The 26,119-nt window shown below is 56.0% G+C and carries 30 protein-coding genes; 9 read left to right on the forward strand and 21 right to left on the reverse strand.

The features are described 5' to 3' along the window. Nucleotides 1-111 precede the first annotated feature (111 nt). From lapB to Q1J43_RS07715, 6 genes are all read left to right on the forward strand, one after another. The gene (gene lapB / locus Q1J43_RS07690; protein ID WP_301101865.1) at nucleotides 112-1,281 is read left to right on the forward strand and encodes a lipopolysaccharide assembly protein LapB; all 1,170 of its coding nucleotides are present in this window, start codon (nucleotides 112-114) and stop codon (nucleotides 1,279-1,281) included. Nucleotides 1,282-1,299: 18 nt separating this feature from the next. Next, nucleotides 1,300-2,232 (forward strand): D-glycero-beta-D-manno-heptose-7-phosphate kinase, encoded by a 933-nt coding sequence (gene rfaE1 / locus Q1J43_RS07695; protein WP_301101866.1) that lies wholly within the window; start codon nucleotides 1,300-1,302, stop codon nucleotides 2,230-2,232. 9 nt (nucleotides 2,233-2,241) lie between these two features. Further along, nucleotides 2,242-3,237: an ADP-glyceromanno-heptose 6-epimerase gene (gene rfaD, locus Q1J43_RS07700; protein ID WP_301101867.1), complete on the forward strand. Its 996-nt coding sequence runs from the start codon at nucleotides 2,242-2,244 to the stop codon at nucleotides 3,235-3,237. Then, nucleotides 3,230-4,129, forward strand: a complete 900-nt coding sequence (gene cysM / locus Q1J43_RS07705; RefSeq protein WP_301101868.1) for a cysteine synthase CysM — start codon at nucleotides 3,230-3,232, stop codon at nucleotides 4,127-4,129. Before rfaD ends, cysM begins: the two co-directional genes overlap by 8 nt. A gap of 99 nt (nucleotides 4,130-4,228) precedes the next feature. Further along, nucleotides 4,229-5,032 (forward strand): 3'-5' exonuclease, encoded by an 804-nt coding sequence (locus Q1J43_RS07710; RefSeq protein ID WP_301101869.1) that lies wholly within the window; start codon nucleotides 4,229-4,231, stop codon nucleotides 5,030-5,032. A gap of 96 nt (nucleotides 5,033-5,128) precedes the next feature. Continuing rightward, nucleotides 5,129-5,386 (forward strand): hypothetical protein, encoded by a 258-nt coding sequence (locus tag Q1J43_RS07715; RefSeq protein WP_301101870.1) that lies wholly within the window; start codon nucleotides 5,129-5,131, stop codon nucleotides 5,384-5,386. Between the two features lie 49 nt (nucleotides 5,387-5,435). Here Q1J43_RS07715 and Q1J43_RS07720 read toward each other — a convergent pair whose 3' ends face one another. The 10 genes from Q1J43_RS07720 to Q1J43_RS07765 all read right to left on the reverse strand — a co-directional run bounded on the left by Q1J43_RS07720 (nucleotide 5,436) and on the right by Q1J43_RS07765 (nucleotide 11,918). Continuing rightward, complete coding sequence (locus tag Q1J43_RS07720) at nucleotides 5,436-5,564, reverse strand: hypothetical protein (RefSeq protein WP_301101871.1); 129 nt, start codon at nucleotides 5,562-5,564, stop codon at nucleotides 5,436-5,438. Continuing rightward, nucleotides 5,561-5,854 carry a hypothetical protein gene (locus Q1J43_RS07725; protein ID WP_301101872.1) on the reverse strand — a complete coding sequence of 98 codons (294 nt, stop codon included), beginning with the start codon at nucleotides 5,852-5,854 and terminating at the stop codon, nucleotides 5,561-5,563. Before Q1J43_RS07725 ends, Q1J43_RS07720 begins: the two co-directional genes overlap by 4 nt. Further along, the gene (locus Q1J43_RS07730; RefSeq protein WP_301101873.1) at nucleotides 5,839-6,114 is read right to left on the reverse strand and encodes a DUF1778 domain-containing protein; all 276 of its coding nucleotides are present in this window, start codon (nucleotides 6,112-6,114) and stop codon (nucleotides 5,839-5,841) included. The genes Q1J43_RS07725 and Q1J43_RS07730 overlap by 16 nt, the downstream gene beginning before the upstream one ends. Before the next feature lie 236 nt (nucleotides 6,115-6,350). After that, complete coding sequence (locus tag Q1J43_RS07735) at nucleotides 6,351-6,878, reverse strand: hypothetical protein (RefSeq protein ID WP_301101874.1); 528 nt, start codon at nucleotides 6,876-6,878, stop codon at nucleotides 6,351-6,353. A gap of 399 nt (nucleotides 6,879-7,277) precedes the next feature. Then, nucleotides 7,278-7,823, reverse strand: coding sequence for a glycine zipper 2TM domain-containing protein (locus Q1J43_RS07740; protein ID WP_301101875.1), 546 nt, complete (start codon nucleotides 7,821-7,823; stop codon nucleotides 7,278-7,280). Nucleotides 7,824-8,047: 224 nt separating this feature from the next. Further along, nucleotides 8,048-9,229 carry an acetyl-CoA C-acyltransferase family protein gene (locus tag Q1J43_RS07745; protein WP_301101876.1) on the reverse strand — a complete coding sequence of 394 codons (1,182 nt, stop codon included), beginning with the start codon at nucleotides 9,227-9,229 and terminating at the stop codon, nucleotides 8,048-8,050. Nucleotides 9,230-9,257: 28 nt separating this feature from the next. Further along, on the reverse strand, nucleotides 9,258-10,196 hold the full coding sequence (locus Q1J43_RS07750; RefSeq protein WP_301101877.1) for a CobD/CbiB family protein: 939 nt from the start codon (nucleotides 10,194-10,196) through the stop codon (nucleotides 9,258-9,260). 134 nt (nucleotides 10,197-10,330) lie between these two features. Continuing rightward, complete coding sequence (locus Q1J43_RS07755; RefSeq protein WP_301101878.1) at nucleotides 10,331-10,852, reverse strand: CoA pyrophosphatase; 522 nt, start codon at nucleotides 10,850-10,852, stop codon at nucleotides 10,331-10,333. A 91-nt stretch (nucleotides 10,853-10,943) separates the two neighbouring features. Beyond that, nucleotides 10,944-11,207 (reverse strand): hypothetical protein, encoded by a 264-nt coding sequence (locus tag Q1J43_RS07760; protein ID WP_301101879.1) that lies wholly within the window; start codon nucleotides 11,205-11,207, stop codon nucleotides 10,944-10,946. Between the two features lie 9 nt (nucleotides 11,208-11,216). Beyond that, nucleotides 11,217-11,918: a TIGR02281 family clan AA aspartic protease gene (locus tag Q1J43_RS07765; RefSeq protein WP_301101880.1), complete on the reverse strand. Its 702-nt coding sequence runs from the start codon at nucleotides 11,916-11,918 to the stop codon at nucleotides 11,217-11,219. Here Q1J43_RS07765 and Q1J43_RS07770 point away from each other — a divergent pair. After that, nucleotides 11,902-12,633 carry a type 1 glutamine amidotransferase gene (locus tag Q1J43_RS07770; protein WP_301101881.1) on the forward strand — a complete coding sequence of 244 codons (732 nt, stop codon included), beginning with the start codon at nucleotides 11,902-11,904 and terminating at the stop codon, nucleotides 12,631-12,633. The genes Q1J43_RS07765 and Q1J43_RS07770 overlap by 17 nt on opposite strands. 8 nt (nucleotides 12,634-12,641) lie before the next feature. On the opposite strand, the gene rquA is transcribed toward Q1J43_RS07770, so the two are convergent. The 8 genes from rquA to Q1J43_RS07810 all read right to left on the reverse strand — a co-directional run bounded on the left by rquA (nucleotide 12,642) and on the right by Q1J43_RS07810 (nucleotide 21,088). After that, nucleotides 12,642-13,355: a rhodoquinone biosynthesis methyltransferase RquA gene (gene rquA / locus Q1J43_RS07775; RefSeq protein WP_301101882.1), complete on the reverse strand. Its 714-nt coding sequence runs from the start codon at nucleotides 13,353-13,355 to the stop codon at nucleotides 12,642-12,644. A gap of 198 nt (nucleotides 13,356-13,553) precedes the next feature. Next, nucleotides 13,554-16,571, reverse strand: coding sequence for a DEAD/DEAH box helicase (locus tag Q1J43_RS07780; protein ID WP_301101883.1), 3,018 nt, complete (start codon nucleotides 16,569-16,571; stop codon nucleotides 13,554-13,556). 51 nt (nucleotides 16,572-16,622) lie between these two features. Beyond that, nucleotides 16,623-17,117 carry a YajQ family cyclic di-GMP-binding protein gene (locus Q1J43_RS07785; protein ID WP_301101884.1) on the reverse strand — a complete coding sequence of 165 codons (495 nt, stop codon included), beginning with the start codon at nucleotides 17,115-17,117 and terminating at the stop codon, nucleotides 16,623-16,625. Nucleotides 17,118-17,129: 12 nt separating this feature from the next. Further along, complete coding sequence (locus tag Q1J43_RS07790) at nucleotides 17,130-17,441, reverse strand: pyrimidine/purine nucleoside phosphorylase (RefSeq protein WP_301101885.1); 312 nt, start codon at nucleotides 17,439-17,441, stop codon at nucleotides 17,130-17,132. Nucleotide 17,442: 1 nt separating this feature from the next. After that, entirely contained in the window at nucleotides 17,443-17,652 is a 210-nt protein-coding gene (locus tag Q1J43_RS07795) for a DUF2788 domain-containing protein (RefSeq protein ID WP_301101886.1), read from the reverse strand. A gap of 13 nt (nucleotides 17,653-17,665) precedes the next feature. Beyond that, the gene (locus Q1J43_RS07800; RefSeq protein WP_301101887.1) at nucleotides 17,666-18,895 is read right to left on the reverse strand and encodes an argininosuccinate synthase; all 1,230 of its coding nucleotides are present in this window, start codon (nucleotides 18,893-18,895) and stop codon (nucleotides 17,666-17,668) included. 72 nt (nucleotides 18,896-18,967) lie between these two features. Next, nucleotides 18,968-19,903 (reverse strand): ornithine carbamoyltransferase, encoded by a 936-nt coding sequence (argF, locus tag Q1J43_RS07805; RefSeq protein ID WP_301101888.1) that lies wholly within the window; start codon nucleotides 19,901-19,903, stop codon nucleotides 18,968-18,970. Between the two features lie 12 nt (nucleotides 19,904-19,915). Further along, entirely contained in the window at nucleotides 19,916-21,088 is a 1,173-nt protein-coding gene (locus Q1J43_RS07810; RefSeq protein WP_301101889.1) for an aspartate aminotransferase family protein, read from the reverse strand. Between the two features lie 196 nt (nucleotides 21,089-21,284). Here Q1J43_RS07810 and Q1J43_RS07815 point away from each other — a divergent pair, with 196 nt between their 5' ends. Then, nucleotides 21,285-22,055, forward strand: a complete 771-nt coding sequence (locus Q1J43_RS07815; RefSeq protein WP_301101890.1) for a ParA family protein — start codon at nucleotides 21,285-21,287, stop codon at nucleotides 22,053-22,055. A 4-nt stretch (nucleotides 22,056-22,059) separates the two neighbouring features. On the opposite strand, the gene Q1J43_RS07820 is transcribed toward Q1J43_RS07815, so the two are convergent. After that, nucleotides 22,060-22,308: a hypothetical protein gene (locus Q1J43_RS07820; RefSeq protein WP_301101891.1), complete on the reverse strand. Its 249-nt coding sequence runs from the start codon at nucleotides 22,306-22,308 to the stop codon at nucleotides 22,060-22,062. A 242-nt stretch (nucleotides 22,309-22,550) separates the two neighbouring features. After that, a complete protein-coding gene (gene rpsT / locus Q1J43_RS07825; RefSeq protein ID WP_301101892.1) occupies nucleotides 22,551-22,820 on the reverse strand; it encodes a 30S ribosomal protein S20 in 270 nt (89 codons plus the stop codon). Nucleotides 22,821-23,102: 282 nt separating this feature from the next. Between rpsT and Q1J43_RS07830 the strand changes: the two genes are divergently transcribed. After that, entirely contained in the window at nucleotides 23,103-25,421 is a 2,319-nt protein-coding gene (locus Q1J43_RS07830; protein WP_301101893.1) for an AarF/UbiB family protein, read from the forward strand. Nucleotides 25,422-25,449: 28 nt separating this feature from the next. On the opposite strand, the gene Q1J43_RS07835 is transcribed toward Q1J43_RS07830, so the two are convergent. Next, complete coding sequence (locus Q1J43_RS07835; RefSeq protein ID WP_301101894.1) at nucleotides 25,450-25,977, reverse strand: methyltransferase domain-containing protein; 528 nt, start codon at nucleotides 25,975-25,977, stop codon at nucleotides 25,450-25,452. Between the last annotated feature and the right edge of the window lie 142 nt (nucleotides 25,978-26,119).

Raw genomic sequence — 26,119 nt, forward strand, 5'->3', positions numbered from 1 at the left:
CACGACGAAATTCACTGGGCGAAAAGCTTTTTATTTTCGTTGTGTTCGTCGTGCCCGTTGTGGTTAATTGCTGTTTCTCTGGGTAGCCAGTGATGATGTATCGCCAACAAAATGATTGAATTCGAGTACTGGCAACTTCTATTCTTTCCGCTCTTCTTCGGGCTGGGCTGGGCCGCCGCGCGGGTCGATATTCGGCATCTGGTCAGGGAATCCCGGGCTCTGCCGCGCTCGTATTTTCAGGGGCTCAATTTTCTTCTCAACGAACAACCGGACCGCGCCATCGAGTCCTTTGTTGACGCCGTCAAGGTCGATCCGCAGACCATTGAACTGCATTTTGCGCTGGGCAGTCTTTTCCGTCGTCGTGGTGAGACCGAACGTGCCATCCGCATGCATCAGAATCTCGTTGAACGCGAAGATCTGGCGCAGGATCTGAAACTGCATGCCCTTTCCGAACTCGGGCAGGATTATCTGAAAGCCGGGTTGCTCGACCGGGCCGAAGAAGTCTTCAACAGACTTCTCGACTCGCCGCTGGTCAAGGACGCCAAGCGTAATCTGCTCGAAATCTATCAGCTCGAAAAGGACTGGGAGAAGGCGATCGCCATCGCCGCCGAATTGCCTGATATTGCCTCGCAAAAAGAAATCGCCGAGTACTACTGCGAACTGGCTGCGGCCGAGATGATCCGCTCGCGCCGCGACGTGGCGTCGGGTCATTTGAAGACAGCGCTCGAAAAAAATCGCAAATGTGTTCGCGCCAGTTTGCTGCAAGGTGACATTGAGGCGCAGCAGGACCGCAGTGAAGAGGCGGTCGTCTACTGGCAACGAATCGAGCAGCAGGATCCATCCTACCTGGCGCTGGTCGCGCAACGCCTGCTTGACGCCTTCCGCCGGCTGGAGCGTCGTGATGAGGGCTTGCAGCTCCTGCGCGGTTATCTCGAACACTACCCGTCGCTCGACCTGCTCGACGTTGTTTTTCAACTGGTGCTCGAAAGTGAAGGCCCTGAGGCGGCGTATTTCCTGGTTCGCGACGAGTTGAAGCGCAATCCGACCCTGCTTGGTTTCGACAAGTTGATCGAGGCCCGGTTGCTGGTCGCGTCACCCGAAACGCGGGCTGATCTGGATCTTTCAAAGAGCATCGTGCAAGGCTACACGCGCCGGCTGGCGCGTTATCGGTGCGATAATTGCGGCTTCAAGGCGCGCCAGTTCTATTGGCGATGCCCGGCCTGTGGCGGGTGGGAAACCTATTCGCCGAAACGTACCGAAGAATTTGATTTGACGCCTTAGCGGGCCAAGGACATTTGCATGAATCTGGGAGATCTTTCGGCCGTTCGTTTGCTCATTGTCGGCGACGTGATGCTCGACCGTTACTGGTTTGGCGATGTCTCGCGCATTTCGCCTGAGGCGCCGGTGCCGATCGTCAAGGTCGAGCGCAGCGAGGAGCGTCCGGGGGGCGCTGCCAACGTGGCGCGCAACGCGCAAGCGCTGGGCGCGCAGGTTTCGTTGCTGGCGCTGGTCGGCAATGATGAGGCCGGCGAGAGTCTCAAACGCTTGATGAAAGAGGGCGGGATTGACGCCAGTCTGCACATCGACGATGCCGTGACCACCACCGTCAAGCTGCGCGTGATTGGCCGACAGCAGCAGTTGTTGCGCATCGATTTCGAGACTCTGCCATCGCATGAGGTCTTGCGTGCCAAACTGTCCGAATTCGAGCAGCGCCTGCCAGATTGCGCTGCAGTGGTTTTTTCCGATTACGGCAAGGGCGGATTGACACATATCAGCGAGATGATCCAGTTGGCGCGGGCCGCCGGCAAGATCGTGCTGGTTGATCCCAAGGGTGACGACTATTCAATTTACGCCGGGGCCACGATCATCACGCCGAATCGTTCTGAAATGCGCGAAGTGGTCGGGCGCTGGAAGGACGAGGCCGAACTCGAACGCAAGGCCAGCGCCCTGCGCTCAGAGCTCGATCTGCAAGCGCTGCTGGTTACGCGCAGCGAAGAGGGAATGACGCTTTTCCGTGCCGCTGGCACGGTTCACGAACAGGCCGTGGCACGCGAGGTGTTTGACGTGTCCGGCGCCGGTGATACGGTCATCGCTACTCTGGCGGTAATGCTGGCGCATGGTGCAGATTGGGAACAGGCGATCCATATTGCAAATGTCGCTGCCGGCGTCGTCGTCGGCAAACTCGGTACGGCGGTTGTCAGCCGTGCCGAACTCAATGCGGCACTGAACTAAGGAAATTTAATGTATACCATTGTCACCGGTGCAGCCGGGTTTATCGGGTCAAATCTGGTCCGCGCGCTCAACGATCGCGGGGTGAGCAAGATCATCGCGGTCGATAATCTGACCCGCGCCGACAAATTCAGAAATCTGGTCGATTGTGAGATTGCCGATTACATCGACAAGCGGGAATTCATCGATCGGCTGCTGGCTGGAAACTTTGACGGTGACGTCGACGCCGTTTTCCATGAGGGCGCCTGTTCAGACACTATGGAATCTGACGGCCGCTACATGATGGAAAATAATTTTCGTTATTCTCTTGGAATGCTCGACTGGTGTCTTGGGCAGGACGTACAATTCCTTTACGCCTCGAGTGCGGCAACTTACGGCGGCAGCAGCCAATTCAGGGAGGAGCGATCGTTTGAGGCGCCGCTCAACGTGTATGGTTATTCCAAGTTGCTCTTCGATCAGATCGTGCGCCAGCGCTTGCCCAAGGCCTCGTCGCAAATCGTCGGCTTCCGCTACTTCAACGTCTACGGGCCGCGCGAGTCGCACAAAGGACGCATGGCTTCGGTGGCTTTCCATCACTACAACCAGTTCCGTGCTGAACACAAGGTCAAGCTCTTCGAGGGCTGTGACGGCTATGCCAATGGCGAGCAGAAGCGAGACTTCGTCTATGTTGGCGATGTCGCCAAGGTCAATCTCTACTTCCTTGATCATCCACAAACGTCCGGGATATTTAACCTTGGTACGGGGCGTGCGCAAAGCTTCAACGATCTTGCAGTGGCCAACGTCAACAGCTGCCGCGCGCTCGCCGGGGAAGTGAAACAATCTCTCGAAGAACTGCTCAGCCAGGGTTTCATCGAGTACATTCCCTTTCCTGAAGCGCTGCGCGGCAAGTACCAGAGCTTTACCCAGGCAGACCTCACCAGGCTGCGTCAGGCGGGTTACGAGGAGGATTTCGCCAGCGTCGAAGACGGCGTCGCACAGTACGTAGAGTGGCTGAGTGCCCGTGTATAAGACCCTTGAAGATTTCGTCGGCGGGACGCCGCTGGTCCGCTTGAGACGCTTGCCCGGCGCCGAGCTGCAAGCGCGCGGCAACGTCATTCTGGCCAAGCTCGAAGGCAACAACCCGGCGGGTTCGGTCAAGGACCGGCCGGCGCTGTTCATGGTTCGCAACGCCGAGCGGCGTGGTGACATCAAGCCCGGCGATACGCTGATCGAAGCAACGTCCGGCAATACCGGCATCGCGCTGGCGATGGCAGCGGCGATGGGTGGTTATCGAATGATTCTCGTCATGCCGGAAAGCCAGAGCATCGAACGCCGGCAGACGATGCGTGCCTTCGGTGCAGAACTGGTGCTCACGCCTCGGGACGGCGGTATGGAACTGGCCCGTGATGTCGCCGAGAAAATGCGCGACGAAGGGCGCGGCATCATTCTCGACCAGTTTGCCAACCAAGATAACCCGCAGGCGCACTACGAAGGCACCGGCCCCGAGATCTGGCGCGATACGCAGGGACGCATCACACACTTCGTCAGCAGCATGGGAACGACGGGGACGATCATGGGCGTCTCACGCTACCTCAAAGAGCAGAATCCGGCGGTCTGCATTGTCGGCTGTCAGCCCGAGCCAGGTGCGCAGATTCCGGGAATCCGCAAGTGGCCGGAGGCTTATCTGCCCAAAATTTTTGACCGCTCGCGGATCGATCGGGAGGAGTCGGTAGCGCAGGGAGACGCCGAAGAAATGACCCGGCGGCTGGCCTGCGAAGAAGGGATTTTTGCCGGCATTTCCTCCGGCGGTGCGCTGGCGGTTGCCCTGCGCTTGGCACGCGAAACCGAGAACGCCACCATCGTCACCATCGTCTGCGACCGTGGCGACCGCTACCTGTCGACTGGCGTTTTCCCGGCCTGAAGGTCATTAACCACAACGAGCACAACGAAATTCAGCAAGTATTTATTTTTTTCTTCTCGTTGTGTACGTTGGTGTGCAACTCCTTTCTAAAATCATTCTATGAAACCCGTCCTCGTCTTTGACATTGAAACCATTCCTGATGTGCCCGGGATGCGCCGTCTGCACGACCTTGATCCGGCGCTGTCGGATGCCGAGGTGGCCGAACTGGCCTTCCAGCAGCGCCGCGCGCAGAACGGCACCGATTTCCTGCCGCTCCATCTGCAACGGATTGCCGTCATCTCCTGTGCGCTGCGCGTGGGCAAGGACCTGCGCGTCTGGTCGCTGGCCGAGCCCGAGCAGAGCGAAGCGGAGATCATTCAACGCTTTTTTGACGGCGTCGAAAAATTCACCCCGCAGATCGTATCCTGGAACGGCGGTGGTTTCGACCTGCCAGTGCTGCACTATCGCGGGCTGATCCACGGCGTTGTGGCGCCGCGCTACTGGGATCTGGGTGACGGTGATTACGCGGACAGCCGTGAATTCAAGTGGAACAACTACATCAGCCGTTACCACACGCGCCACCTCGATCTGATGGACCTGTTGGCCATGTATCAGCCGCGCGCCAATGTGCCGCTTGACGCCCTGGCCAAGCTGATCGGCTTTCCGGGCAAGCTCGGCATGGACGGCAGCAAGGTCTGGGACGCCTGGCAGTCCGGTGAGATGGCCGGAATCCGCGACTACTGTGAAACCGATGTGCTCAACACCTACCTTGTTTCTCTGCGCTTCCGACTGATGCGCGGCGAACTGTCACGCAGCGAATACGAAGTCGAGATCGGCTTCGTCCAGAGCGAACTGGAAAGGCTCGACAAGCCCCACTGGCAGGAGTTTCTGGCCGCCTGGCACGCGCCGTCACAGCTATCCTAAAGTTGTTGCGGCGCTGGCCGTTGACTGGCATGTCTTCGATGTCTTCGCCAATAACCTTACGAGGTCCAGCACCCTAAAAAGATACTGGGACGTGCCATGTTGAATCTGACCCTGAAGTGCACCGACTCCATCGAAACCATTCTGCCGACCGTTGAACTGGCCATGCATACCGGGGACGTCTGCCACATTCACAATATCAACTACCTGGGTCAGATTCACTTGGCGGCATTGACTCTGCTGGCGATGTCGCAGAACTTGATGGATTCGGCAACTGGTCAGATTGTCCACCCGCATCCTGGGTTCTGCCTGCTCGGCATTGATGATCGCGGAGTGACGCGAACCCTGGTGATGTGAATCAGCCTAAAATCCTCACCTTTGCGGTGAATAACTGAGTTTTTCAGGATCAGAGTTTTTCAATCGCTGCCGTTGGTAGCCACAAGGTCAGCGGCGAATCCGGTAGCCGCTCGAATTCGTAACGTTCATACCATCCTCGGGCCTGTTCATCCTTGGCATCTACGATGACGCAAATCATCCCGATCTCGGCAGAAAGGCGCAAGCAACGTTGCAGAGTATCTGCCAGGAGTAGTTCACCGAGTCCTTGCGAATGCCAGACATGGCCAAACTGTAGAAGCCAAATATTTCTGCGCCGTCGGCGGCGACGTAGGTCCGACTGACATTGGCTCCGGCGTGCTGGCGAGCAAACCTGCGCAAATAGTCGTTAAGTGTATCGACACCGTAGGAAAAGGCACGACGATCATGGGCCGGTGCCAGAGGTTCAATACTTCCGGAGAAAACGGGAATCAATGCTAGCTTTGGTGCCAATCACGATGACGCTTGATGGCGGCGGACAGCATCGGCCTCGGCTTCTCCGCATTGTCCAGCGCTTTGGCAAAGGCACTCCAGTCTCGTGATGTCAGCGTGATCATTTCTCTTTCTGAGAGAATCTTCTTGGCGCGCTCCTGGGCCGTTCCAAGAAGAAAGGCACTGACCGACATACCGACAGTGGAGGCGGCACGGACAATCAGTTCTTTGATTTCCGGTGATGTGCGCAAGTCAATGCGCTCGCGTGTGGCGACCGACATAGTCATTACCTCTGTACGGAAAAATTCCGGATCAATGTACGGCGCGCTCAGACGAGAGGCAATAGTTTTGTACAAGAAGGGACCGATTAATGAAGCCTTGCAGTCGCTTGGGCTGAAACGGGAGATTGTCACGATCGTCGTGGGCTTTTCGACAGCGCTGGCTTTAGCCCGTGCTTCCGTGTTAACGGTGTCGCCTTTCCGTAGAAATCTGGCACCGGGGCGGAGGCCGCCGGCCATCAGCGGTGGTGACGATCTCCTCCACCATTCGCGGGCGCCCGGCCTGCTTCCTGACGACGTTCGGCGCGGTCAGCATGAAAGGTTTGTCGATCCTGTTTGACCTCTTGGCGATCGTGATGATGCTCTGCCCGATCCGCACTTAGTTTGCGTTGGTCCTGACGAACTGTGGCGTTGTCTTGCCGTAGGGCTTGCCGGTCTCTGGCGACCGCACCAGCATTGCCATTTCGTCTGTCGGTCCGCAAGGCATTCAGATCCTGCCGACGCTGGGTCTCGGCCTGATTTAGTGCTCTTCTATCCTGAGTCAACTGCCGATTATCTTGACGCAAGTCAGCACGATCACGGGCAATATCACGCCGATCTTGGCGAATGTCACGGTTGTCCTGTCGGAGTTGCTGATTATTTGGTGTCCCGATTGAAGGCGCACTCACGGGCGGTGTTGCTGCCAGATCAGGATTCGTTGACTGAGCGAAAAGCGGAGTAGCAAAGGCGCCGCAAACGGCAAGAGCGATAAGCGTATTACGGATCATGACTGTCTCCTGAAAATTAATGGGAGTACAAGGTGGTTCGGCTCAGGGTGAATTTGTTCTAACCATCCACCGTCATTCCGGCGCAAGCCGGAATCCAGATTCGTCCATCTGATCAAGGTGTTAAAAGACCTGTTTGATAAACGAACTGGATTCCGGGTCAAGCCCGGAATGACGGCAAATCAATGGCTTAACGGTAGAACAAATTTACCCTGTGGTTCGGCTGGTGCGCAAGAACCACTGTATGCGGAATCCAATAACCTGGCTGTTAGCAATTGCAACAAGTTGTTTCGTTTGAGCAGAAACTGACCCTGACCAACTCGCTACAGTTTAGTCTCGTTGCCGATTCTCCAAAACAAAAGCCCGGTATTTGCCGGGCCGGGGTTTTTAACAACGGGTCGGCTAACGTATGACGGGACGGACTTCTACCACGATAGTCGAGCCCGGCTGCTGAGACATGCGAACTTGCCCACGCTGGCCGGAAAACTCATACACCACGTCATATCCGACAAATACTTGCTGTGGCTCGGAAACCAACTGACAGTTCGGAGTGTTCTGCACGTTGTTGGCAATAGCACTGCCTGCCAACGCCCCTCCGACAGCGCCTGCTGCGGTGGCAACTGTTCTTCCGTTTCCACGGCCAATTTGGTTGCCAAGGAGGCCGCCGGCGACACCGCCAATCACAGTGCCGACAGCACTGGTCCCATTGGAAGGAGCCTGTCGATCACATACCTTGCGCTCTCGCATCTCAGTTTGATATGCCGGGGTCGCCGATATGACCGGAACGGTAAATTTAGGCGTTGAATTTACCGAGTAGCTTGCCGGTGCTGGCGGCGGCTGATAGTCAGCAGGAGGATAGGCTTGTGTATTGGCTGGCACTACCGGGTATTGAGCTGCTGCTGATCCTGAAGCCAAGATCAGCAGGGTAATTATTAGCGCATTCTTCATAACAAGCCCCCAACGTTCGAAAGTAATCGTGCAAACGGTTCTTCTTTGTGGCCTGGATCCTGGTTGAAAGCAACTACGCCCCGTGCGGGGCGTAGTTGCTTGCTAATTGGCGGGCCAGAAGGTATGTCACCACAAACTGTCTAACCCGCAATGGTCGGATCGTATCCCACATAGCCATCAGCGGCAACGTTTATCAACCAGACTCTCACACGATTCCCCCGCACTCAAAGCCGTTCGAAAATCGCTGCGATGCCCTGCCCGCCGCCAATGCACATGGTAACCAGCGCATACTTGCCACCGCCGCGCTGCAATTCATAAACTGCCTTGGTGGCAATAAAGGCACCGGAGCAGCCAATCGGGTGACCGAGTGCGATGGCGCCGCCATTCACGTTGGTCTTGGCCGGGTCAAGCCCCAGCCCCTTGTTAACGGCAATCGCCTGAGCGGCGAAGGCTTCGTTGGCTTCGATCACGTCCATCTGATCAAGCCTCAGACCAGCCTTCTTGAGCGCCAGTTTGGTCGCCGGGATCGGACCTTCACCCATGACCTCGTTCGGCACGCCTGCGATGGCATAGGATACGAGACGAGCAATCGGTTTCTGCCCGGCCTTGGCCGCAACATCGGCCGCTGCCAGTACAAAAAAGGCAGCGCCGTCATTAATGCCTGATGCATTACCAGCGGTAACCGTGCCGTCTTTTTTGAATGCCGGTTTCATTTTCGCTAGCGTTTCAAGAGTGGTATTGGGCTTGCAGTGTTCGTCGGTATCGAACACCACGTCGCCCTTTCGCGTCCGCTGAACAATCGGCACGATCTGTGATTTGAAACGCCCCTCGGCAATAGCTCGCCCAGCGCGTTGCTGCGACTCCATGGCGAAGGCATCCTGCTCTTCGCGGGAAATGCCCCATTTCGCAGCAACATTTTCTGCCGTGATACCCATGTGACCCACACCAAACGGATCGCTCAAAGTGGCGACCATCGCATCGACAGCCGTCGCATCACCCATGCGGGCGCCGCTACGCATCGCCGGCAACATATAGGTTGCACGCGACATGACTTCGACGCCACCGCCAATCCCATAGTCGCTGTCACCGAGCATGATATTCTGCGCCGAGGTGACGATGGCCTGCAGACCGGAAGAGCACAGGCGGCTAACCTGCATGGCGATTGAGTCCATCGGCAAACCCGCCTGAATTGATGCCACGCGCGAAACATAGCCAAAGCGTGAATCGGTCGGAATAACGGTACCCACCGTCACATAATTGATCTGCTGAGGATCAACACCAGAACGGGCAATCGACTCTTTCATGACGATTCCTGCCAGTTCGCATGGATCAATGTAAGCCAGCGAACCTCCAAAAGCACCAATCGCTGAACGAACTGCGCTTAAAACGACCACATCTCTGCTCATGTTCACACTCTCCAAAATATAGTATCGATTAGGAACCAATCAGACTGGCCATACCCAACAGCAACAGCAGTAACAACCAGAGCAACAAGGCGCGCCAGACCAAACCCACTGCACTCTGCATGAAATCGACATCCGCTTCATCACCGGTACCCACCTCGGCGCGATCGGCAATCTCGCCGGCTTCGAGCACTGGCATACCCAGACGCACCCCCAGCGCCCCCGCACCACTGGCCAGAACGATGCCAATGCCGCCCCCCAGATGGCTATCTGGCCACTTGTCCGCCTGTGTACGCCAACAGTAAATAGCATCCTCAAAATTGCCGACAATGGCAAAACCGGCGGCGGTAACCCGCAGGGGCAACCAGTCTATGACAGCAAAAGCCTGTTGCGAAAACTTCCCGAAATGGCCTGCGTCGGCATCGCTACGTCTGCCCCACTGGTCGGCAAAGAATGCCGCAGCGCGATAAAGGACGGCACCACACGGCATCGGCAGCAGGACGAAACACACCAGCACGCCAAATACGTGACGATGCGAGGCACTGAGCGCTTCCTCAATCGCTATCCGCGCAATCTCCGACGACGAAAGTTCATCGGCAGTGCGCCCGCGCCATTCCGCCAGCAGTTTGCGCGCATGGGGCAAATCATCCATGCGCAGGGCGAGTTGAATATCCGTGTAATAGTGGCTGAACTGCCGGAATCCCATCGTCAGATATAGAACCAGGACGTTCCACAGCCAGGCCAGCAGCGGGTTGAGCGCATAGAGAACGGCATGAACGCTGCCGGCTACCACCACGAGCCCACCGACGGCAACCAGCCAGGCGATCAGGCCGTGACTGCTCTCACCAGCGTTGAACAGGCCCTCAAGAAAGCGAGCGAGCCGCGACAGCGGTTCGTGCACAACCAGGCGGTAGGGCAAAGGCCGAATCTGCTCAATCAGGAGAACAGCTACAAGAGAAAAAAGGGCCATGGTAAAAGTATGATGGCATAGCGGCGAAATATCCGCTCTGCCCAGTGTCACAAAGGGTCAAGATACCATAATTCATGAGTACTTGCTGGACAGGCCAAGCGCACAAGCGCATGAAGCTTGGCACAGCACCAGGCTCAAGGCGCCAGCGCCCGGGAAAGGGCGACAATGATGCCGGCTGTTGCGCCCCAAATGAAGTACTCGCCATAGGGCATGGCGAAATAGTGGCGAAGTTTCCCGCGGTAGTGCAATGAGTGCTGCTGATGATTGGCAGTGTCCATCAAGAAAGAAAGTGGTACTTCGAAAATTTTCGCCACCTCACCGGGATCAGGACGCAAATCGAAAGGCGGCTTGACGATCGCTACTACGGGCGTAACGCGAAAGCCAGTACTGGTGCGGTATTCGGGCAAATAGCCGAGGATCTCGATATGTCGTGATGACAGACCGATCTCCTCCTGCGCTTCACGCAATGCAGTGTCTGCTGGTGAACAGTCTGCGGGCTCGACACGACCGCCGGGAAAGCTGATCTGCCCTGGGTGATCCTTCAAATGGTCAGTGCGCTGGGTGAGCAACACCGAAGGCCCGCTGGCACGCAGAACAATAGGAAAAAGCACTGACGCTGGTGTCAGTTCTTCATCACCGACACCATCTTCGAGCATAAAAACTGTTCGCGAGGGACGCGGTTGCAGCACCGAGCGCAGCCGAGCAAGATCAATTCCATCCGGATTGCCGGGCGCGTCGGGGTAAGAATTAGTTTCCGTTGCCTACTTCCTCATTTTCAATTTCGGCGCGCACGGCATTGAGTGCATCCTGCAAGGTTTCTTCAGACAGCGCGTTTATCGACGTCGCTACCAGATCGGCAGATTCAACGGCGCCGACCGGCAGGCGCTTACTGTCCAGACAGGCGATGAGTGCCGCAGTCGAACCCACAACCCGCAATAGGGTCTGCCGCTCGCTCATCAATATTTCAAGTTCGCGGCGCAACATGATAATTTCCTGGTCGCGATCGGGCATGTAATTCTCCTAGTAGCGCTTCTTCAACGTCATGGTCTCGCCATTTCGCTGCATTTCCATACGGTTCAAAAAACTCATGCCGAGCAATGCCAAAGGCATGTCCTGCTGATGAACAATGGCGTCAACATTATTCAGAACTATCTCACCGACACGAACGGTATCGAGTTTGACGCGTGACACTATGGTCTGACCATTGGCCGTATTGGCAATGCCCGGCTGTCCCCGGCTGGCATCAATACCGATCCGGCGGGCATCGTTGGCTCCTAGAGAAATCAGCGAAGCACCCGTATCCACAATGAAACGAACGCTCGTCCCGTTGATGACTCCGGTCGTCAAAAAATGTCCAGCCGAATCAGCAGTCAGTGTCGCCGTTGCCGGACCACTGCCTGACGGCTGCGAGGCAACGTTCTGGCCGACACGTAACATCCGCTTCTTGCCATCAACTTCGAGAGTCGCGGTTTCCCCCTCAATGGCCAGCACTTTCACACCCTCGTCAGTCTTGGCGCCCAGAGCAACAATGCGCGGCGGCCCACCATTGATGGTCAGCAAAGCCTTGCCCGGAAACAGGCCGGCCAGACCGACCTCAGCGCCATGCACCGACGTCACAAGCAGCAATGGGCAGATCAAGACAGCACGGGTAAAATCGGCGATGCACCGAAAACCAATGCCCTTGTTAATAACCGACCAACCGATCATGAAGCCTATCGCCATTTTTCGCCACGCCGAATCCGAGGGACCGGGCTATTTTGCCACATTCCTTGATCGACACTCGCTTCCTTGGCAACTGATCGCCATCGACCGTGACGAAACGGTACCTGCACGGGTCAGCGACTATTCCGGATTCTGCCTAATGGGCGGGCCGATGAGCGTGAACGATCCGCTGCCATGGATAACGCCGCTGTGCGCGCTGATTCGCAATGCCGTTAGCTCGGGCATCCCGGTCATCGGTCATTGCCTGGGTGGCCAGTTGATCAGCAGGGCACTCGGCGGCAGCATCACCCCCAGCCCGAGCAAGGAAATCGGCTGGGGAACTGCACGCGCCGAAGACAATGACAGCACACGCCAATGGCTTGGCGATTGGCTATTCGACACCGGCGGTCAGGCTGACGTGTTCCAGTGGCATGGCGAGATGTTCAGCATTCCGCCGGGGGCACAGCGGATTTTCACCAATCCGTTCTGTGCCAACCAGATGTTCGTCCTGGGCCCCCATCTGGCGATGCAGTGCCATGTTGAAATAAGCGCCGAAATGATCGCGGCGTGGAGTACCTCCTGGCCCGCCGAAGTCCGTGGCCTTAATCCTTTACCGACAACGGTACAGACCCCTGAAATGATGCTGGCGAACGTGCCGGCTCGTTTAACGAGGATGCACCGACTGGCCGACCAGTTGTATTCGGTCTGGATCAGTGGCGTAAGCCGTTCTCTCTGAATGCCACTTCACTTGTTTTTGTGCTCAACCACCACGCACTGATATACGCCGCCGAAGAAAGTTTTCTTGCGCCAGGTAAAGCGATCTGCTGCTGCCGCGTAGCAGCAGATTTCGTTTTTCCAGAGCGCATCGGCAAAGGGTTCCAGATAACGATTGACGAGTTTCAGGATGTAACGAATCGGCTGCCATTTTGCCGGATTATGGTAATCGACGAACACCGCCTTGCTACCCTTGGGAAGTTTTTCCAGCATGTTATTGACGATTTCGTATTTTTTCGCCTCTGGAACCTCGTGCAGCAGGAAGAAGCTACAGACCAAGTCGTAATCAATAAATTCCTCACCGGCAAAAGCCGCCGCGTCGCTACGAATGACCTTGGTCCAATCCATGCCGGCCAGCTTGCGATGGCCGTTTTCGACCTGAATCGGCGTAACGTCGGTCAGATGAAAAACGCCACTCGGCCCGACTTTCTTGGCTGCACGGGTAACCAGATCACCATAGACATGCGCCAGTTGCCAGACACGCATTCCTTCCTTGATCTCATTCAGATAGGCGCGCATCAGACGCTGATCATTCAAAAAGAGCAGAACCCGGACGACCCAGATGCGGTCCAGCGCATGTACCCACTTTGGATTGACATACGCCCAATCGTACACTTCGGTCATGTACGCGGGAACGCCATCGTAGTACGGGTCAATGGCGAGTGACGCGTGATTCTTGGTCATTTATCAGATCCGATCCAGTCAAATCGCCTGCGCAGTCGGTAATAGCGCCGGCACCAAATCAAAGCGATGCGATAAACCGGGCAGATGCAAAGGCGGAAAAGCGCAAATTATCTCTGACCTTGGCTTGCCGGTCAAACAATTGATTCGTCATTTCGTCATTGATTTCGATCAACGTATTCCACTTCCATAGGCACAACATCATGCCGGAAGTGGTGCAAAAAGTGCCGCAATATCGTCTTCGCCAAACTTCAGGCTGACATTGCGATCCTCTGACAGGATTCCGGCGGCGAGGTCTGCCTTGCGTTCCTGCAAGGCAAGAATTTTTTCCTCGATGCTGCCGGCGATGATAAGTTTGTAGACGAATACCGGCTTGTCCTGACCGAGGCGATGCGCGCGATCGGTCGCCTGATTCTCAACGGCCGGATTCCACCATGGATCGAAGTGGATTACCGTATCAGCGGCGGTGAGATTGAGTCCGACCCCCCCGGCCTTGAGACTAATCAGGAAAATCGGAACTTCGCCAGCCTGGAATCGTCGAACCGGCGTTTCGCGATCAACGGTATCACCGGTCAGAATGACGTAATCCAGACCGGCATGCTTAAGTTCAGTTTCGATCAGCGACAGCATGCTCGTAAATTGCGAGAAGAGCAGAATACGCCGCCCTTCGTCCACCTGCTCGGGCAACATGGTCATCAGCAGGTCCAGCTTGGCGCGTTCCTTGACCCGCTGCGCCGAGACGGCCTTCACCAGACGCGGGTCGCAGCAGACCTGGCGCAGTTTGAGCAGCGCATCAAGAATGATGATCTGGCTGCGGCCAAATCCTTTGTTGGCAACCTCTTCGCGCACCATCATATCCATCGCCGCGCGAATCGTTTCGTAGAGATCCCGCTGACTGCCCGCGAGTTCGACCTTGCGTACGATGATCGTCTTGAGCGGCAACTCGCGGGCCACTTCTTCCTTCTTACGGCGCAGGATGAACGGGCGAATACGCCTGGCCAGCAGGTTGCGGCGCTCGCCATCGCCCAGTTTTTCGATCGGCGTGCGCCAGTATTTGGTGAAGGTATTGCTGTCACCAAGGAATCCGGGCAACAGGAAGTCAAACTGGCTCCACAACTCACCCAGATGGTTTTCCAGCGGTGTTCCGGTCAGGCACAGCCGGTGTCGCGCCTCAATCTTGCGTACCACCTCGGCGCCTTGACTGCGGGCGTTCTTGACTGTTTGCGCTTCATCGAGGATGAGCAGGTGATAGCGATACCGAGTCAGTTCGTGGGCATCCCGCCAGAGCAAAGGATAAGTCGTCAATATCACATCGTGCTGGGCAATCTCGGCAAACCGGCTCTTGCGCTCCGCACCATGCAGGGAAAGAATCGACAGACTCGGCGCAAAACGCGCGGCCTCGTTCTTCCAGTTAAAAATGAGTGACGTCGGCAAAACAATCAGCGCCGGACGATCCAGGCGTCCGGCTTCTTTTTCGAGCAGCAGGTGCGCCAGTGCCTGCGCTGTTTTTCCCAGGCCCATGTCATCTGCCAGAATGCCCGACAGTTTTTGCTGACGCAGAAACTGAAGCCAGGCGAGGCCCTCTTTCTGGTACGACCGCAGCTCCAGCCCCAAACCGGCAGGCGAGTCGACGTGGCTGATTCCCTGAGCCGCCGACAACTGGTCGGCGAGCGCCAGCACATCGCCCTGTCCGCGAAATAGCCAGCGGCTGGTATCGGCAAGCTCAGCCAGTCGCGGGGCATCAAAACGCGAGAGGCGTAGCGTATCGCCGCCCGCAAAACCGTCAAAGAGATCAATCAGCGTTGCGGCGAGCGGCTTGAGACGTCCGGCGGGCGCGCGAATACGCAAATTGGCCGGGGTTTTAAGTTCAATCATCTCGTCATCGGCAATCTGCTGCAGCAACACGCCGTCCAGCCAGCGCACATCGCGCCGGAACAGGGACGCCAACAGGGGCGCCAGCGGCAAACGCTCGCCTTCGACGATAATGCCCATGTCAAGATCAAACCAGCCGTTTTCCGACTCGAGCAGCTCGGCTTCCCAAGCGTCGACGTGCAAGGCATGATGACGAAAATCGTCGTCGAATTCGATTTGCCAGCCGGCATCGCGCAAGCGAGGCAGCATCTCCTGCATAAAGCCGGGCCAGCACAGTTCATTGGCCAGGGCATAGGCGCTATCGGGCGGGCTGCCAAAGGTATGCAGTGCATAGCCCGGTATTTTTTGCAGTCCCGCTTCGGCCAGGCTATTCATCAAAAGCTGTTCCTGGTCGCTTTGCCGCGTGACACGAACCGTCTCTCCATCCGGCAGCGTCGAGAATTCCCGGACGTCATCCGGCTTGATCTGTGCATCCTGATAACGAAACACCGGCAGCACCACGTCGAAAGAACCAGCGTTATAACTGGCGCCATAGTCACGCCAGCTCCGGTTACCATGGGTATTGAGCGTTTGCAGGCGGAGTACCGGTAGCGGGCTGGTTTCTATGCGCCGCAGACGGCTACTGGCGGCCTCGGCAGGCAGCGGTAATTCGGGCGCAAGTTCGGTCAGTGCTTCAGCAACCAGTGCGGCCTCCATAGCAGAAAGCGGCGGCAGTGAAAACAGGCGCGCAATCACTTCCGGATTGCCAGGCACGTCCAGAGGCCCAATGGCCCCTTCTTCCAGATCGACATACCAGGGAGGCTGCAAAGGGATGACCAGACTGGCGGCAGGCTCCGGTGTGAAACAGGGCCTTTGCCGTCCGCTGCTGTCAAGTCGCCAGTTAACACTCGCCTGCCGCGCCTCAGCCAACAGCAACGGCGAAAAATCATTGCCCGGAACGAGGCGACCGGTCAGCGCCATCCGCCGCAAGACATCACCGCCATGCCTTGGGCCAAGACCAAAAGCGCGCAAGCCGCTGTCATGAGACCGCTCAGCCCAGAGCAGGCGAAGAATACCGATATCCTCTTCGGAAGCAAACGGCGGCGGCTTGATCAGCGCACGATCAATGGTCCACCACTCCTCGGCGCTCTTGGGATCACGGCCCTTGTGCACGGTCACCCCGAAGCCCCCGGCATCCTCAGTCCAGTGCAGTACATAAAACAACTGATTGCGGCTGGCAGACGCCTTGCTGCCTTTCTTGCTGACCGCCATCGATACTTGGCGCAGCTCTTCCACCCAGGACAGCACCCCGGGATTGATGCGTTCTTTTTCTTCCTGAATTTCAACGTTCTTTGGCGACATGGGCATCAGAACTCAATTGGCAAACAGCGCCGTGCCTGGCTGCGTTTGACAGTGTATTCAATCGCGGAAGTTGCCGTACTTGATCGGAAAATCAGTGATCGCCTTCTTCACCAGGCTAATGGCTTCCTGAAGCACATCGCGCTTGACGCCAGTCACGCGCACGGCATCGCCCTGAATGGCCGCCTGAACCTTGAGTTTGGAGTCCTTGAGCAGTTTGACGATTTTTTTCGCCAACTCGCTCTCAATGCCAACCTTGATCTTCAAGTCCTGCTTGACCCTGTCGCCCGAGACTTTCTGCACTGCCTGATGATCCAGGCGCTTGGTGCAGTCCGGCTCCTTTTTTTCCATTTCCGGAAAGAGAATGTCCTTGATCTGGTTAAGCTGGAAATCGGAGTCGGCATGCAGCATGATCACCTTGTCCTTCTCGTTCAACTCAACCTTGGCACTAGTGCCCTTGAAGTCGTGACGCCCGATGATCTTTTTTCCGGCCGAGTCGATGGCGTTCTTCAGCGCCACCATATCCACTTCTGAAGAAAAATCGAAAGACGGCATCCGAACCTCCGCTTAAGCAAAATGACAAACGTAATGGTAGGGCTCGTCGCAGGCAATTTCGAACGACGAATTACCGGGCACCTCGAAAGACTGGCCAGCGGTGTAGATTTTCCAATCGCCATCGCCCTTCAGGCGAACCCGGCAGGATCCACCGACGCCTTCCATGATTTCAGGGACTCCGGTGTTGAAGGTCAACGACGAAGGCAAAATGACGCCCACCGTCTTGTTGCTGCCGTCGGCAAAGTGGACGGTGTGGCTGACACACTTGCCGTCGAAGTAGACATTCGCCTGCTTGATGACACTTACGTTATTGAACTGCGTCATTTCAGATTCCCCACAATTTTTGAATGACAGACTTGGCAATGAAGCCGAGCATGCCGAAAGAAAGAACGAAGAACAGGACGATCGTTCCCGTCCTGCCAGCCTTTGCTTTCCACGCCAGCTCACCGATGATGAAGAGCATGTAGAGCATGAAGGCACCGACCCCAAAGGTCATGCCAAAATTCGACACCTGCTCCTCAGTCAGCTCGAACATCAGCGTTCATGCGTCAATGCTTGCGGCTGGCAAGATTGGCCGCAATGCGCATGCGCAGTGCGTTAAGCTTGATGAAACCGGTGGCATCTTTCTGATCGTAGGCTCCGGCATCATCCTCGAAGGTCGCGATGGTCGAATCGAACAGCGAGTCGGTCTGCGAATCGCGACCGGTGACAATGACATTACCCTTGTAGAGCTTGACCCGGACCCAGCCGTTAACCGTGGCCTGCGTGGAGTCAATGAGTGTCTGCAGGGCACGGCGTTCCGGGCTCCACCAGTAGCCGTTGTAGATCATGCTGGCGTAACGCGGGATCAGATCGTCCTTGAGGTGAGCGACCTCGCGGTCCAGGGTGATCGACTCGATGGCGCGATGCGCACGCAAAAGGATCGTACCGCCTGGCGTTTCGTAGCAGCCGCGCGATTTCATGCCGACGTAGCGGTTCTCAACGAGATCAATGCGACCGACGCCATGTTTGCCGCCCAGCGCATTGAGCAAGGCCAGCAGTTCATGGGCCGGCAAACGCTTGCCGTTAATGGCGACGAGATCGCCTTTTTCAAATTCAAGATCAACATACTCAGCCGCATCGGGCGCCGCTTCCGGCGACACCGTCCAGCGCCACATCGACTCTTCAGCCTCGGCGGCCGGGTCTTCCAGATGGCGGCCTTCGTAACTGATGTGCAGAAGGTTGGCGTCCATTGAGTACGGCGACCCGCCCTGTTTGTGCTTCATTTCTACCGGAATGCCGTGCTTCTCGGCGTAGGCCAGCAGTTTCTCGCGCGAGAGCAGATCCCACTCGCGCCACGGTGCAATGATCTTGATATTCGGTTTGAGCGCATAGGCACCGAGTTCAAAGCGGACCTGATCATTTCCCTTGCCGGTCGCGCCATGAGCGACTGCATCGGCTCCGGTTAAATTGACAATGTCAATCATTCGCTTGGCGATCAGTGGACGTGCAATCGAGGTGCCAAGCAGGTATTCGCCTTCATAGACCGTGTTGGCGCGAAACATCGGGAAAACGAAGTCGCGAACGAACTCTTCACGCAGATCGTCGATGTAGATGTTCTCGGGTTTGATGCCAAACTTGATCGCTTTGGGACGCGCCGCTTCAAGTTCATCCCCCTGGCCCAGATCGGCCGTAAAGGTCACGACTTCACACTGATAGGTATCCTGTAGCCACTTGAGAATGACCGAGGTGTCCAGACCTCCCGAATAGGCCAGAACTGCTTTTTTGATATCGCTCATGGTTTGACTTCCAGCAAGAAGTAAGGAGATAAAAATCAGGAGTGAGCGTGCTGCTCCTCACTCAGCGTTATTTCAGATCGTCACACGGCCGAGTACCAGATACTCCATAAGTGCTTTTTGCACATGCAGGCGGTTCTCCGCCTCGTCCCAGACGACGCTCTGCGGACCATCAATGACTTCGGCAGAAACCTCTTCGCCCCGATGCACCGGCAGGCAATGCAAAAACAGTGCATGCGGACGGGCGACACGCATCATGTCGGCATCCACCTGCCAATCGGCGAAATCCCGTAGTCGTTCTGCATTCTCGGCTTCAAAGCCCATTGAGGTCCATACATCGGTAGTTACAATATCCGCGTCCCTGGCTGCCACCATCGGATCGGCAAACTGCTCGAAATGACTGGTGCCGTAAAGACCGGCACGCTCGGCTTCCACCTCGTAACCGGGCGGCGTCGACACATGAACGTTAAAATCCAGTACTTCAGCAGCCTGCAACCAGGTATTGCACACATTGTTCGAATCGCCGATCCAGGCGACCGTTCGCCCCTGAATCGGGCCACGCTGTTCAATGTAGGTGTAGATGTCGGCCATGATCTGGCAGGGGTGATATTCGTTGGTCAGCCCATTGATCACCGGCACGCGGGAGTGCGCTGCCAGGCGTTCGACAATTTCCTGTTCGTAGGTGCGGATCATGATCAGGTCACTCATACGCGAAATCACCTGCGCGGCATCCTCGACCGGCTCGCCGCGCCCGAGTTGCGAATCGCGAGTGTTAAGATAAATTGCCGCGCCGCCAAGCTGCTGTACGCCAGCCTCGAAGGAGAGACGGGTACGCGTGCTAGCCTTTTCGAAAATCATCACCAGCGTGCGATCACTCAGGGGCCAATACTGCTTGTAGGACTTGAATTGCTCCTTGATCCAGCGCGTGCGCTCGAACAGGTAGTCAAACTCCTCGCGCGTCAGATCCTTGAACTGCAGAAAATGTTTGACGCCAGGCTTGACGGGAGTCATGGCAGATTCCGATCAGGCCGCGAGAAAATCACGGATCAGTGCAGCAAGCCGGGCGACCAGTTCGCCCCCTTCTTCAACACTGAATGTCAGCGGCGGCAACAAACGCACCACGTTATCAGCGGTCACGTTAATCAACAGGCCGGCATCCAGCCCCCGGGTCACCAGTTCCCCGCAAGGGCGGTCCAGTTCGATGCCGATCATCAAGCCCTGCCCGCGTATATCGACAATTGCCCTGACGCCGGCAAAAGCCTGCGCCAGGCCATCCCGAATCAAGCGTCCAACAGTCTCGGCGTTGGCCATCAGGCGATCTTTCTCAATCACCTCAATCGTCGTCAACGCTGCCGTGGTTGCCAACTGATTACCGCCAAAAGTCGAACCATGATTGCCCGGCTTGAAGAGGCCCGCTGCCCTGCCAGCGGTTATGCAGGCGCCAATTGGCACTCCACTGCCCAAGCCTTTGGCCATGGTCACCACATCCGGGCAGATTCCGGCATGCTGGAATCCGAACCAGGTGCCGGTACGGCCCATGCCGCACTGCACTTCGTCGCAGATCAACAGCCAACCCTGTTCATCACAAAGCTGGCGCAATCCACGCTGATACTCAACATCAGCGATATTGATACCACCCTCGCCCTGCACGATTTCGAGCATGACCGCGACAACATTCTTGTTGTGTTCAGCAACCCCGCGAATCGCTTGCAGATCGTTGTAAGGCACCCGCACAAAACCGGATACGAGCGGCTCAAAACCGGCTTGTGTCTTGCGGTTGCCGGTGGCTGAAAGCGTGGCCATGGTGCGCCCATGGAACGCATGTTCCATGACGATGATGGCCGGGCTGTCAACGCCCTGCCGGTGACCATAAAAACGGGCCAGCTTGATTGCCGCTTCGTTGGCTTCACAACCCGAGTTGCAGAAAAAAACCTCGGCCATGCCGGACAGTGCGGCGAGCTTGTCAGCCAGTTGCTCCTGCTGCGGCATGCGATAAAGGTTTGAAGTATGCAGCAAACGCCCGGCCTGCGCGGCAATCGCTGCCACCAGAACGGGATGATTATGCCCCAGCGTGGACACGGCAATTCCCGACAAGGCATCGAGATAGAGCTTTCCTTCGCTGTCGGTTACCCAGCTTCCGTCGCCATGACTGAAAGCGACCGGCAAACGGGCATAGGTATTCATTAGGTGAGACATACACAACCCCTGAAACTGAAACGGCGGCTTGCGCCGCCGGAATAATCACGCATCAGCACCAAACCGGTAACTAGCAGCGCATGCTCGAAAGCCCTGCACGCCGATATGGCAAGGGGAAGAATTTTAAGGTAAAACCTATGACTTGTATATAAGCGCGATAAGTGCGCGGGATGAGGTCGGCAGGCTACAATGCGGGATGCGCCTTGCTGTTTTCAACCAAAAAGGCGGCGTCGGAAAAACCACGACGACGCTCAACCTCGCTGCCGCCAACGTTCGTGACGGCGGTCAGCCGCTGGTTCTTGACCTAGATCCGCAGTGTCACCTTTCCGCAATCCACGGCTCACCACCCCAGGATTCAGGACGCAGTTTGTTCGGTTTCTACCAGGGCATTCGTGCGCTTGACGAACTAACAATTTCCTGGGAAGGCATTGGCAGACTCGTCCCCTCGCACCAGCAATTGATCAAGGTCGACTCAATTTTCGGCAAAGGTCCGGCCGTTCTGAACAAACTGCGTCTTGGCCTTGACTGCATGGACGAATCCGTACCGGGCAATGCGGCGCAGAACACCCTCATCGACTGTTGTCCTTATGTCGGTGTCCTGGCGCTCAACGCCATTTTTGCCTGCGATGTTCTGCTCATTCCGATCTCGACCGATTACCTCTCCTTGCAGGCCGCAGAGCAAATGACCCGAACGCTGGCGATTCTCGAACCGGTGCTCAAACGACGTGTCGAACGCCGCTACTTGCTGACCCGCTATGATCGTCGGCGCAGGATGAGCGTGGATATTCAGGATCAATTACGCGAGCGCTACGAGCATGAGGTTTGCCAAACCGTGATTTCCGAAAATGTGTCGATCGCCGAAAGTCCGTCAAAGAATCGCGACGTATTCAGCCACAATGCCGCCAGTGTCGGCGCCAAAGACTACACCGCGCTTTACAAGGAACTGCGGCGAGACAGGCTTCTTTGACTGCCTATTCAGTCGGCCAGATTGATGTTGGCCCCGCAATGAGATCAACAACGTCTTCAAAAGTCACCGGGCTGGTACGCGGCGCCTGAATGAGCAAACGCTTCGTTTCGAGAATTTCGCAGCCAAGATAGATCTGGCGCAACTTTCGTTCTGCGTCCGGCTCGTCCCTGCCAAATATCAACAGGTTGTCGACAACGGCTCCGCTCCGGGTACGGATACGGAAACCATATTTAGCAGTAGGCGAGAGTTGCATAATTTACCTCTATATCAAATAGATGTAGCGACCATATGCAGTAAATTATCTGAATACAAGCCAAGTGTCTATTTTTTTAGTGTAAGCATTTTCTTTGTGCTCAATTTTGCACAAGACAATGATCTAGGCGTCTGCCCTATCGTTGGCAAGGAGAGCTAATCGAGTTGGCACCATCGCCCTGCCGGGCGCACCAATAAAAAACGGCGCCAAAAGACGCCGTTTTCGATATCAGAAATTACAACTCAGGCGGTAGCCAGCGCCTTGATCTGAGCCGAAAGACGACTCTTGTGGCGTGACGCCTTGTTCTTGTGGATGATTTTCTTGTCGGCGATGCGATCAATCACAGAAACCGATATTTGATAAATACTTTGAGCGGCAGCCTTGTCGCCAGCGACGATCGCCTTTTGCACACGCTTTACGGCCGTGCGCAAAGTGGAGCGCAGGCTGGCGTTGTGGGCGCGTTGCTTAACGGCTTGGCGGGCGCGCTTGCGGGCTTGTGCGCTGTTGGCCATGAATGTTGATCCCTAAAAATCTGATGGGTTAATCGAAAAGGCGTGATTCTACAGACTTCACTCGGCCAACGCAAGCGGCATTTTCTGTAGGTGCAAATGCTGATTGTCTATGCCTACGCCAAGCTGCATAATTAGGTGGCGCTCCGGGAACAAAATTCCGCTTGATCAAGTCGTATAGCTGTTCGCTTCCTGGCGCGTCTCTTAAAACGAAGACGGCGGAAAGCTGGTGTCATGCACGACGCAGCGGTTCGCCATTTCGCCTAACCGGACAGCAGAGGCATCATGTATATTCCGCGCCCAGGGCTTTTGCCCACATTCCTTCGCGAGCTCTTTTCGCCGCGTACGCTGCAACGCGAGCCGGAGTCTTCGCTGGTCATGGAGGATAGTGACGAGGTCAAGGCCTATGTCGAAGGCGGGCAGAGCAACGCGTTGGCGGCAACCTATCTGTTCCTCAATTCGCACGCGAGTCAGGTCTTGCACGGCTGTCGGAGCGTGGTCGACCTCGGGTGCGGACCGGCGACTCTGCTTTGCCAGATCGCCGCGGCCAATCCATCGATTGCTTTTGTTGGAGTGGATTTGTCCGCGACGATGATTGCCGCCGGCGAAGAAAACATCAGGCAATTCGGGGTAACGAATGTTTCCTTGATGCAGGGCGACATCACCAGACTCGAATCAATCGCTGACCAAAGCTTCGACGGCGTAATGACATCGTTTGCCCTGCATCACCTGCCGAGCTACGGTCACCTGGAAGCTTGTTTCAATGAAATGTCCCGCATCCTGGCGCCCGGGGGCCGGGTCTTCATCGACGATTTCACGCGCCTGAAGAGTATCAAATCGGTCATCAGCATGGCCTACTTTAACTCCGAGGACGATCCCTACCTCTTCACTCTCGATAAAGAACGGTCGATGCGCGCGGCTTTCACTTTCGACGAGTTAAAGTCACTGGCGCACAAAGCATTCCCCGAAAATATCGAAGTCTTTGCTACGTTCAAAGTGCCGCTCCTTACGATCATTCGCACTCGGCCGGGGAACCGGGCGCCGGCTTCGCTGGAGGAATATTTTCAAAGGGCGCGTACGCAGTTGCCGGAACAATACCGTCATAACCTGGACGATTTGCGCTTCTTCTTTTACCTTAATGGCATGAGCAATGATTTGTTCGGGACCTTCGTTCCGCTGTACGGCCAGATGGCCAAGCTGCGGATGATGGATTTTTCAACATTGCCGGTTCTGCATCAACTGCACTGTTCGCATTTGCGGCGGCTTGGATCGGTAATGAAGATGATGGCCAAGGCGTCTTTCGCCTATTCGAACTATCGTCTAGCCGATTTATACACCCCTCAGGCGCACGAAAAGCATAGGGAAGTATACGCCAGGAAACTCGCCGACTGTTTTGTCAGCGAGCTTGGCGCGCTGAAAGGCCCACTGATGAAATTCGGACAGATCATCAGCTATCTTCCGGGCGATGCGCCGCCGGAAATTTATAAGGCTTTATCCACCTTGCAAAGCCGCTCTGCGCCCTATGAAAGCGCGCATATCCGGAATGTTGTCGAACAGGAATTGCGTCAGCCGATCGACAAGATTTTCAAGGAATGGCATGACACACCGATTGCCGCCGCCAGCATCAGTCAGTTGCATCTGGCACGGCTGCATAATGATCGGCTGGTGATCGTCAAGGTGCGTTACCCGAAGATTCTGCGCGCCGTGAAAACTGATTTCAGCATCCTGCGCTTGTTTTCTCCCGTCCTCAAACGCCATTGGGGGTTGCAGAACATTGGAGAGTTGATTGATGAACTGGAAGATCTGATCACATCAGAATGCGACTTCATCAAGGCCGCGAACTTTCAGGAGGAGTTCCGTCAGATATTTAGCGACGATCCACAGATTCTTATCCCGCAGGTGTATACCGATTACAGCACTGCCGCCGTGTTAACCATGGATTATGTCGAGGGCCAGAGTTACGAGGAGTTCAAGAATTCGTCGACGCAGGAACAGAAGAACAAGGCCGGAGAAATCATTTGGCGAATGGCCGCCGTCGCGATCAATCGTTATGGGATCTATAACGCCGACCCGCACCCAGGAAATTATCTATTTGTGAAGGACAAAGTCGCCTTTGTGGACTTTGGCTTTACCCGCCGATTCTCGACGGTATTCATTGATCTCTGGAAACAGCAATCGCTTGCGGGATGCGCGGGCGACTACGAACGAGTTGTCGAAATCAATCGCCACATGGGATACGAGTTCCCTGGAAAGAAGTTCGATCACCGGATCATGTACGATATTTATCGCGATATCATCTATCAGTCCTGGCGGTTTGATCGGACTTTCCGTTTTGACAAGCCGTTCGTGCACGCGGAGCAAATGGCGCTAATTCAGCTGTGTCAGTCGGCGAAGCGTACATTGCGCATGCCCAGAGAATTTGTCGCTATCTTGCGTCTGTTGTGGGGCCAACATGCCTTATTGGCGGATCTCAATGCAGAAGCCAATTGGCACCGTATCGTCTTCCCGCTGCTCGAGGAAGCTTCGGACCCCACTTTATTCGATGCGAGCAAGCGACAAAAGGCTTTGGCCACCGTCGGACTGGAAAAGGAGCGACATGCTTAGCGTTGTCGACGTGATTGCACGGTGAGCATCAGGCGCATTCAGCGTCCTGGCTTCGCAATGCGAATATCATCATCATGTGGTCCCGCTTTTGCGCAGACATGAAGTATCCGAAGAAAAGATGGAAAAACAGGCTCGGATGCCTTAAGAAAAGTCCTGCGCGTGGCGGCTCGTAGCCCGCATCGAGATCGTTTCCGCCATACTTCATAAGTGGCTCGAACAGGCGCCGCGCGGTTCCTGGAAGCCAAGAGTCCATATACCAGCGATTATAGACACCGACCTGTTCAAGCCTATGCTTTCGGGATAAATTCGCCAGCGCTTGCTGCGAAAGAATATGGACGTGGTAAGGCATGTGGAGCGCATGCAGATACTCTTCAGCATCGGCTAGCACAATACCTTCCGCATTCGGCGTTTCGATACAGAGCCGACCGCGAGGATTGAGCAAGGAGATGAGCCGCGCCAGGAACTCCTCGGGGTTTTCGTCATGCTCGATGACATCGAGGCTGACTACGAAATCGTACTTGACTTCGAGGACGCCGGTCGACTTGAATCGGTCCACGTCAGGGCAATTGCATCAAAATGCGAATGCCATTGTCGTCGACCCACAGAAATAATCGTTTACGCTCAATGAGTTACAGAGGGGCTGTTCACAGCGTTTGGAATTGTGTAGTTTTCTGTCTTTTTGGGGTGACTCATGGAGA

Source organism: Propionivibrio sp., from assembly GCF_029255185.1.
Classification (GTDB): Bacteria; Pseudomonadota; Gammaproteobacteria; order Burkholderiales; family Rhodocyclaceae; genus Propionivibrio.